At 64.3% G+C, this 8210-nt stretch carries 11 protein-coding genes; 5 read left to right on the top strand and 6 right to left on the bottom strand.

Annotated features, from left to right (window positions below; genetic code table 11):
* Window positions 1-273: 273 nt before the first annotated feature.
* Genes IE249_RS25120 through IE249_RS25105 form a run of 4 tightly spaced genes read right to left on the bottom strand, consistent with a single transcriptional unit; the run spans window position 274 to window position 2237 of the window.
* Window positions 274-459, bottom strand: a complete 186-nt coding sequence (locus IE249_RS25120; RefSeq protein ID WP_189708146.1) for a DUF397 domain-containing protein — start codon at window positions 457-459, stop codon at window positions 274-276.
* 12 nt (window positions 460-471) lie between these two features.
* Window positions 472-1326, bottom strand: coding sequence for a helix-turn-helix domain-containing protein (locus tag IE249_RS25115; protein ID WP_189708144.1), 855 nt, complete (start codon window positions 1324-1326; stop codon window positions 472-474).
* Between the two features lie 7 nt (window positions 1327-1333).
* Window positions 1334-1858: a DUF6879 family protein gene (locus IE249_RS25110; RefSeq protein ID WP_189708142.1), complete on the bottom strand. Its 525-nt coding sequence runs from the start codon at window positions 1856-1858 to the stop codon at window positions 1334-1336.
* Window positions 1815-2237: a hypothetical protein gene (locus IE249_RS25105; protein ID WP_189708140.1), complete on the bottom strand. Its 423-nt coding sequence runs from the start codon at window positions 2235-2237 to the stop codon at window positions 1815-1817. Before IE249_RS25105 ends, IE249_RS25110 begins: the two co-directional genes overlap by 44 nt.
* Before the next feature lie 182 nt (window positions 2238-2419).
* Here IE249_RS25105 and IE249_RS25100 point away from each other — a divergent pair, with 182 nt between their 5' ends.
* The 4 genes from IE249_RS25100 to IE249_RS25090 all read left to right on the top strand — a co-directional run bounded on the left by IE249_RS25100 (window position 2420) and on the right by IE249_RS25090 (window position 4288).
* Window positions 2420-2782 carry a hypothetical protein gene (locus tag IE249_RS25100; protein WP_189708138.1) on the top strand — a complete coding sequence of 121 codons (363 nt, stop codon included), beginning with the start codon at window positions 2420-2422 and terminating at the stop codon, window positions 2780-2782.
* Entirely contained in the window at window positions 2779-3018 is a 240-nt protein-coding gene (locus IE249_RS40295; protein ID WP_444544813.1) for a DUF7848 domain-containing protein, read from the top strand. The genes IE249_RS25100 and IE249_RS40295 overlap by 4 nt, the downstream gene beginning before the upstream one ends.
* 326 nt (window positions 3019-3344) lie before the next feature.
* Window positions 3345-3782 carry a glycine-rich domain-containing protein gene (locus IE249_RS25095; protein WP_189708136.1) on the top strand — a complete coding sequence of 146 codons (438 nt, stop codon included), beginning with the start codon at window positions 3345-3347 and terminating at the stop codon, window positions 3780-3782.
* Window positions 3783-3859: 77 nt separating this feature from the next.
* Window positions 3860-4288 carry a hypothetical protein gene (locus IE249_RS25090; RefSeq protein WP_189708134.1) on the top strand — a complete coding sequence of 143 codons (429 nt, stop codon included), beginning with the start codon at window positions 3860-3862 and terminating at the stop codon, window positions 4286-4288.
* Window positions 4289-4752: 464 nt separating this feature from the next.
* Here the strand turns inward: IE249_RS25090 and IE249_RS25085 are convergent, their stop codons facing one another.
* Window positions 4753-5304 (bottom strand): hypothetical protein, encoded by a 552-nt coding sequence (locus IE249_RS25085; protein WP_189708132.1) that lies wholly within the window; start codon window positions 5302-5304, stop codon window positions 4753-4755.
* Window positions 5305-5449: 145 nt separating this feature from the next.
* Between IE249_RS25085 and IE249_RS25080 the strand changes: the two genes are divergently transcribed.
* Window positions 5450-6625: a tyrosine-type recombinase/integrase gene (locus tag IE249_RS25080; RefSeq protein WP_189708130.1), complete on the top strand. Its 1176-nt coding sequence runs from the start codon at window positions 5450-5452 to the stop codon at window positions 6623-6625.
* A 199-nt stretch (window positions 6626-6824) separates the two neighbouring features.
* On the opposite strand, the gene IE249_RS25075 is transcribed toward IE249_RS25080, so the two are convergent.
* Window positions 6825-7982, bottom strand: coding sequence for an acyl-CoA dehydrogenase (locus tag IE249_RS25075; protein ID WP_268249713.1), 1158 nt, complete (start codon window positions 7980-7982; stop codon window positions 6825-6827).
* Window positions 7983-8210 lie beyond the last annotated feature (228 nt).

Below are 8210 nucleotides of genomic sequence, written 5' to 3'. Positions count from 1 at the left end.
ATCCGCTAGGGAAGGTTCCTCGCCATCACGATGCGCTGAACTTGGTTCGTGCCCTCATAAATCTGGGTGCTTTACAGGTCGGCCACTTCTGCCCATCCCCGGCCCCTGTTGGTCATGCGTTGGTCACGTGTCCAACCGGTCCAGCTCAGGGGAGCTTGACACCGGCGTGCTTCGTTGAGAGGAGTGCTCTGGGCGCCCGAGTGGCAACCAGCAGCTGAGGTGACTCGGCCCCTCCCCGCACGGGGGCCGGATCCCACAGGTGATGATGCAGTGCTACTGAGAGACCTGCTTCGTAGCCTCGATGAACCGGCTCCAGGAGGCTGGATTGAGACTCAGGTGAGCCCCTTCCCGGCGCTTGGTGTCCCTCACCATCACCCTCTGTGAATCGTTGTCGGCCACCTCCACGCAACTGTCGGACTTGGTGTAGGTGCTGGTGCGCCAGTTAGGTTCGCTTGCCAAGGTGATCGTCTCCTAGTCGGTTGCCATCCGGTCAAAGTGCTGGATTGCGGCCAGTATCAGGTCCCTGGCGGTCTGCCCGTACACCGCAGCCCGCCTGTGAGACTCGAAGACCCTCATGTAGATGTCGATCTCCCGTGGCTGAGTCACGACCATTTCCGCGGAGAACGTCTCCAACATGACGCGCTTGTCGTCAAACATCACGAAGCCATGGCCGATCCACGTGTTGAGCAGCGCAGAACGAGGAACGATGCCCAGGCTGAGCCGAGGAAGCGCCAGAACGGCCAATAGTCGGTCGAGCTGGGCTCTCATCACCCCGGAGCCACCGTGGTTCGAGTAGAGGGCCTGCTCGCCAAGGAGGACATTGAAGATCCGATCGCCCTGGTACAGGTACTGCTGTCGTTCGAGCCGCTTCGCCACGGCGGCTTCCATGTCTCCTGGGGTGTCGTACAGGCGTGCCACCTCATCGAAGATGGCCCCGGCGTACTCGGCGGTCTGGAGCGTGCCCCAGACGACGTTCGGTTCCCAGATGCGGAAGACCTTGGTCTTCCTGTAGAGCGGTAGGGACTGCTTCTGGCGTCCTTCAGCCCCGGTCTGGAGCAGTCGCCGCCACTCCAACCACAGCTCGTCAATGTGGCGGACCGTCGCGATGAGGTCTTGGACTGCGGCTTCATGCCCGGTCTTCTCGCACCAGACACGGATGTCGTCCTCGGAAGCGTTCTGCTTGCCGTTCTCGATGCGAGAGACCTTGGACTCCTGCCAACCGGTCGCAGCGGCGAAGGCCCGGCCGCTACTGAATCCCGCGTCCTTGCGGAATCCACGCAGCCGGGCTCCCAACGCCTCTCGCGTCACTTGTGCTTGGTTGTTCACGGAAGGATCAGGGCTTGTACTCGGGGTGGGGAATAGCGGAGGCCCAGAGCAGATCCCGCACGCGGACGCATTCGGCGACGACAGCAGGGGTGTCGATCACCTCGTTCCCGATGAACCTTCCTGAGCCGTTGAAGTGCCCCACAGCGATGATCGAGTCGTCGAACAGCCACCAGTCATTTCCGCCTACGGGGAAGGTCAACCCCTCGGGCAACTGGTGTCGCGGATACCACCTGACGGACTCGCCGGCCTCCTCGTTGACGTGCGCTGTGACGTATTCCCACTGGATGTACGGAGTGTGCGGTTCGGTGACGATTCGCACCCGACGCATGGTCTTGCCTGCGCCGGTGACACGCCTTACGAGCTGTGCCCACGGCTCCATGTACGAGTGGTCCAAGGGCTCGCCTCGAAGCCAGCTCGCGTAGGGGCCGTCCTCTACCGGGACTGAGTAGTCGTCCCTCAGCTCCAGATGGAAGGCGCCGTGCTCACAGCTATCGAACAGCTGGTTGCGCTCGGCGCTGGAGATCAGCTCCACGCGGTTCCTCCAGTAGCGCGGTGATCGCGGCCCTGGGGACCTCGACCACGGTTTCGTAGTCCGGGATTTCCATCTGTGCCAGTGCCTCGGTGTCGGTCACCTCCTGGCCCTGCACAACGTACGTACCTCCAGGAGTGAGGACCACAAGGGGGTCCTCAAGGCGCTTGAACTCCCCACAGGGAAGCCCGTCCTTCGTCAGGTGCTCGAACAGCTCGGTGGGCACCTCCACAGCCGTCTCGCCCTCGCGGATGGTGAGCTGCATCAGCAGGTCATTCGCGAAGATCTTCCAGCCCTGGACGAGGTACGTGTCCCGATCCGTGGCGTAGAGGGTCGGGCACTCTCCCCCTTGGGAGTTCTTACCAAGGAACCGTAGCTTCATGGCTGCTCTCCTGTCCGCTGCCTTGCGCCGGATTGCGCGGCCCTCCAAGCGTCGAGCAGGGGTTCTATGCCGTCAATCTTCCCGCTGCAAACTGGCGCAATCTCCTTGGGGGTTGGGCGCCAGCCGCTCTACGGTCATCAGCGAACCCAACCCGCCCAGGCGGCACCGAGGGGAGAATCGTGGTGGCCAGCGTGATCCGAGACCCTGAGACGACCAGAGAACACCTCGAAGTTGACTGGTTCAGGGACACCGTCACCGTGATTCAGCTCATGGACCTCTCCCGGTCGACCCGAGCGGACATCGACGCCAGGACGGCCGAGTGCATCGGGCACCTGGAAGAGCTGTTGGCCGTAGACCTGGGCGCGGACCAGGACGACGAGGTGATGGAACTGTTTCGCCGGGCGTACAGGCACCTCGACTTGTCCAGCCGTCCGACGCCGGCCACCCCCGCCTACGACGCATTCGCCTATATGCGAGATACGGCGACTGTCACCTTCGAACTGCTGAAGGTCTACGTGACGAAGAACGAGGGCCAGGACCAGTGAGCGTCAAAGCCGTACTCCGCTTCGTGAACTACAAGATTACCCGAGACCCCGACGGAGAGAGGACCTGGCGGGCCCGCTGCGTGTCCGGGGACGAGGAGGAGTGTGGAGCCGAGTCCTTGGTTTTCGGGGGCGATGAACCCCCTGCCGACTGGATGGCCGAGCATACCGCTACGACTGGGCACCAGCGCTTCCAGCGGATCTACAAGGATTACGCCCTGGTGGAGAAGGCGGAGTAGTGGCGAGCCGACCTAGCAGGCCGTTGAGTTGGGGCTGGTGCGTCCTCGGCCGCCACTGGGACATGGTCGTCTTCATAGGTCCGGTCGAGTCGGACGGCATGCAGGCCCCCGTACATGCCTGCGAAGGCTGTTGCGCCTACATGCGGAACTTCGTCCGCAACTACAACCGGCGCCGGGACAAGCAACCGGCCTAGAAGCTCCCGCTCATCCGCCTCCCCCGACGGATGAGCGGGGTCCAACACCCACCCCCGGCCTGGGACGTCACGGTCGGGGCCTGGGGTGGGTCAGCAAGTGCACATCAAATCAGAGGTAGAGAGGACTTCCGAATGACTGTGGCACCTGAAAGGCCCGTCTCCCTGCTCCAGGGCAGGGACCTGGTGTCGCCCGAGCTGTTCGCGCGCCTCGTGGACTTCTGCGCCGAGGAGTACGGGCACGAGCGGTCGATGGCCGACCGCATCATGAACGAGGCCCTGGCGTTCATCGACGTCATGGGCAAGACCGGTGAGGGCATGTCGCCCTCTCAGGTCGTGGACCCCGGCTGGCACACCTTCATGCTCCACACGGAGGAGTACGCCGCCTTCTGCACCGAGCGGTACGGCCGGTTCATCCACCACGCCCCGAAGAGCCGCTACCGGGACAAGGCCACGATGGTCGACATCGTGGTCAAGATCCGCGCCCACGGCTACGAGGTGGACGAGTCCCTGTGGGGCACCAAGGCCGACTGCAACGAACCGACGTGCTGCGGCGACGGCCCGTGCTGCTGATGAGGGCCGCTGTCAGTGCCGGCCGCTAGAGTCCGGCCCTCACGATCCGGGACTCTAGGTACAAAAGGGGAGTTTTCATGGCAACTGTCGAAGGAACGAAGGGGCGGGGCCGTTTCACGGCCTTCTCCATGTTCGGACCCGTCTTCGGCTACGCGAGCACTCTTGTAGATGACCAACAGGTTGCCTACGTTGGTCCCCTGACCCCCGGAATCGAGTGGCACCTGCTCTGGCGAGTGGCAGAGAGGTGCTGTCGGGCGGGAGAAGGGGAAGTGGCACACGCCCGGTGGATCATTACCCAGGCGAACCGCGCGTTCATCTGCGGCAGTGACGTCGCCGTAAAGCTCTCCGACTCCGATTGGGAAATGGAGCCTGGTGGTCGACTCATGGAACTCGGCGCCCCCTGGTGCAACCAGGACGTTTTGGTCACCGGCAACGTCGCAGTGCCGGACCTGACCGCCGAGCAAATCGCCCCGAAGTTCACCTACTACCCGCAGTACGCGGGATGACGCCCCGACCACTCTCGCTCTCGCAAAGGTCAAGTGGCCGAGGCGCCTGGCTCCCCACCACCATCAGATGAAGGGAACTCACCTATGAGGATAGACCTTCCGGCGGCAACGCCGGGGCTTGATCCGCCGGGCGGGCGGTCCGGCCGGGCCGCAAAGTGCCCGGCACAAGGCCCGCTGAGCCGCCCTCTGGATACCAGCCTCTGAGGGAGTGAATTAGGCTCCATGACTGCCAATGGGACGCCGCCGTGTCCCTGAGGCCAGAAACCCCCCACAGTTCGGATGCGGGGGGTTTCGCATTGTGACGCCCGCCAGAAGCCAGGACACAGCCGCCGGAAGTGGTACCGGCTGCGGGCTTTGTTTGCTAGAGCAGTATGCGGAACGGATTCTCTTCGAGGGGTTCGGGCCGTTCTGCGGTCGGTACAGGATACCGTGCGGATCACCACAGGCGCGAAGCACTAGGGATTTCAGCCGGGTTGGCTACCTGCTTCAGCCGATTCCTCAAGTATCGCTTTGGCCTTGTGCGTCAGCTCTCCCCCTGCCTTACCGGCAACTGTGGTCAGAAACCCATCTCTTCTGGCTCGCTTCAGGTGATCCTTCACCGTCTCAGGTCGACGGCCGATGAGCCGGGCCAGCCATGGAATGGGCGCAGGAGCCCCAAAATCCGCCATGGCGGTGTACGTGGCTACAAGCAAGGTCAAGTACCGCTCTGAGACGCCTTCGCCCTCCAGGGCGAGGCCCGCCGCCTCTCCCATCTCGTTCAGCTTCCCTGCCACCTCCTCCAACGTCCGCTGGGCTTCGGGAGCCTGCTTCGCCAACTCCAGGGCTGCGGCTACATCGAGCCTGCGCAGGACAGTGGTCGAGATGCCCCGTGCCACCTCACGAGCAGGGGCATCTTCGGCCGGCTCGATGGTGATCCGTTGTGGTCCCCCGTTGATCGGCCCCACGGGCCACCACATGCGGACCACCCAGGCGCCTTGCTGCTGAGTGATCTCGAACCCACTGTCATCCGCTTCCATATCACTCAAGTTAGCACACCCAGGGGGTTCCACCCTGTGTTGACAACCCCGGGTGGTCAGTGCTCAAACTTGAAACGCCGGGGGGTGACCGGCGCGACGGCGGGGCGGGCCCGTACGTCGGCAGCAGCAGGAGGGGGCCGCTTCAGTGGCAAGGGCATGGGTCGCGCGGTCGAAGGACGACCCGAAGAAGTGGACGACGTTCTGGTACGACCCGGACGGCAAGCAACGACAGAAGACGTTCGAGACCAAGAAGCGGGCTGATGACCAGCGCAAGCGCAAGGAACAGGAACTCGACGCCGGGACCTACCTGGACGACCGCTTGGGCAAGCAACCCGTGACGGCCGTGTGGGAGCAGTGGACGAATCAAAGGAAGCTGGAGAACAGCACCAAGAAGCAGTACCGGTCGATCCTCAACACGACCATTGAGCCGTTCTTCAAGGCCCGTTCCATCGTGTCCCTGAAGGTCGCTGATGTTGAGCAGTGGCTCTTGTGGATGGAGCAGGACCGGAAGCTGTCCGCCCGCACACGGCGTCAGCGGTTCTCGTTCTTCTCCGGGATGATGGACTGGGCTGTCGTCAACGAGATCGTCGGCCGGAACCCGTGCAAGAAGGTCAAGGGCGCGGGCAGCCGCGCCAAGGAGATCCGGGAGCAGAAGAGCACCGCAAGGCGGCTCACGACGCGGGAAGTTCTTGCGATGCTGGATGCCGCTCCTCCGCGATACCGCGCGATGCTGTGGCTCATGGCCGGGTGCGGCCTGCGGCTGGGTGAGGCCATGGCGGTGTCCCGTGATCAGATCGACTTCAAGGCCGAGACGCTCCGCGTCGACTTCCAGATTGCGGAGGACGGAGACACCGAGTCGGGGAAGAACAGCGCGATCCAGCGTCGGCACATCAAGGCTCGTGATGAAGGTGAGCCAGGGCGTACCGTCCCCCTCCCGCCGAACGTCGCCTTCGAGCTACGGCGGCACCTCAAGAACCACGGCGTATGGGGGCCGGAGCGGCTTCTCTTCCCCAACGTGACGCGTACTGGCTACCTCTACGCGTCGTACTTCTACCCGAAGATCTGGATGGAGGCTCTGGGCAAGGGACAGGTGAAGTACTGCAAGGCGCACTCACTCCGGCACTACTACGGGTCGCGACTGCTGTACGCCGGAGTCCCCGAGAACGACGTGGCCGACTGGATGGGCCACAGCAGTACGGACGTGCTGAGGGAGCACTACCACTACATCTTCGAAGGGGCCGAGCAGCGTGGCCGGGCGGCCATCGCGACGATGTTGACGCCCGGCGCCGACGACCCGACGGAGGCATCAGAGGTCGCCTGATCCGCGTACGACGACAGCCCCCGGCGTCGCGCCGGGGGCTGTGTTGTTTGTGCAGGTCAGTGGCCATTTTCAGCCCGGCATCTGTCCAGGATTTCCCCAGCATGACGCCCAGGAACGGCCCTGATCAGGCCACAACGGACAGAAAGCCGGGGGCGTCCCGCCGGACCTTCGAAACAGCTCCTGACCTGCAAAAACCCTGCTAGGGAAGGTTCCTTGCCATCACGATCCGCTGAACTTGGTTCGTGCCCTCATAAATCTGGGTGATCTTGGCATCGCGCATCATGCGCTCGACCGGGTAGTCGCGGGTGTAGCCGTAGCCGCCGAGGAGCTGGACGGCGTCCGTGGTGACCTCCATGGCGACGTCGGAGGCGAAGCACTTGGCGGCGGCACCCTGGAAGGTGAGGTCGCTGTCGCCGCGCTCGGACTTGGCGGCGGCCGCGTAGGTGAGCTGGCGGGCGGCCTCGATCTTCATGGCCATGTCGGCCAGCATGAACTGGATGCCCTGGAAGTCGGCGATCGGCTTGCCGAACTGCTTGCGCTCCTTGACATAGCCCTTGGCGTAGTCGAGGGCGCCCTGGGCGATGCCGAGTGCCTGGGCGGCGATGGTGATGCGGGTGTGGTCGAGGGTCTTCATCGCGGTGGCGAAGCCGGTGCCCTCGGCGCCGATCATGCGGTCGGCGGGGATGCGCACGTTGTCGAGGTAGACCTCGCGGGTGGGCGAGCCCTTGATGCCGAGCTTCTTCTCCGGGGCGCCGAAGGAGACGCCCTCGTCGGACTTCTCGACGACGAACGCGGAGATGCCCTTGGAGCGCTTCTCGGGGTCGGTGACCGCCATCACGGTGTAGTACTCGGAGACGCCCGCGTTGGTGATCCAGCGCTTGACGCCGTTGAGGACGTAGTGGTCGCCGTCGCGGACGGCCTTGGTCTTCATGCCGGCCGCGTCGGAGCCGGCGTCCGGCTCGGAGAGGCAGTACGAGAACATCGCGTCGCCCTTGGCGAGCGGGGTCATGTACTTCTTCTTCAGCTCCTCGGAACCGGAGAGGATCACCGGCAGCGAGCCCAGCTTGTTCACCGCGGGGATCAGCGAGGAGGACGCGCAGACGCGGGCCACCTCCTCGATCACGATGACCGTGGCGAGGGCGTCGGCGCCCGCGCCGCCGTAGCTCTCGGGGACGTGCACGGCGTGCAGGTCGTTGGCGACCAGGGCGTCGAGGGCCTCCTGCGGGAAGCGGGCCTCCTCGTCCACCGCGGCGGCGTACGGCGCGATCTTCGCCTCGGCCAGCGAGCGGACGGCGTCGCGGAGCATGTCGTGCTCCTCGGACGGGCGGTACAGGTCGAAGTCAGCCGATCCGGCCAAGGTCTCTCACTCCAAAGAAGACGCACTGACGCTAATTACCGTTAAGTAACTCAATTTTAGTGGCCCGCTCAGGGCCCTGAGTACGTGAGCTTGGCGACAGCGGGGACATCGCCCGGCGAAGGCCCCGCGGCCGCCCCCGATATGCTCGGCACCGCATTACCATCGTCCCTCCTGGAGCACCCATGAGCCTCAAGATCACCGTGATCGGCACCGGCTATCTCGGCGCGA

The organism is Streptomyces anandii JCM 4720 (genome assembly GCF_014650655.1).
GTDB lineage: Bacteria > Actinomycetota > Actinomycetes > Streptomycetales > Streptomycetaceae > Streptomyces > Streptomyces anandii.
This window is presented reverse-complemented; position numbering and strand designations above follow the sequence as displayed.

Coding starts and splice junctions, on each gene's coding strand:
- IE249_RS25105 (WP_189708140.1), bottom strand. CDS start 2,237: ATGAAGCTACGGTTCCTTGGTAAGAACTCCCAAGGGGGAGAGTGCCCG.
- IE249_RS25095 (WP_189708136.1), top strand. CDS start 3,345: ATGACTGTGGCACCTGAAAGGCCCGTCTCCCTGCTCCAGGGCAGGGAC.
- IE249_RS25090 (WP_189708134.1), top strand. CDS start 3,860: ATGGCAACTGTCGAAGGAACGAAGGGGCGGGGCCGTTTCACGGCCTTC.
- IE249_RS25085 (WP_189708132.1), bottom strand. CDS start 5,304: ATGGAAGCGGATGACAGTGGGTTCGAGATCACTCAGCAGCAAGGCGCC.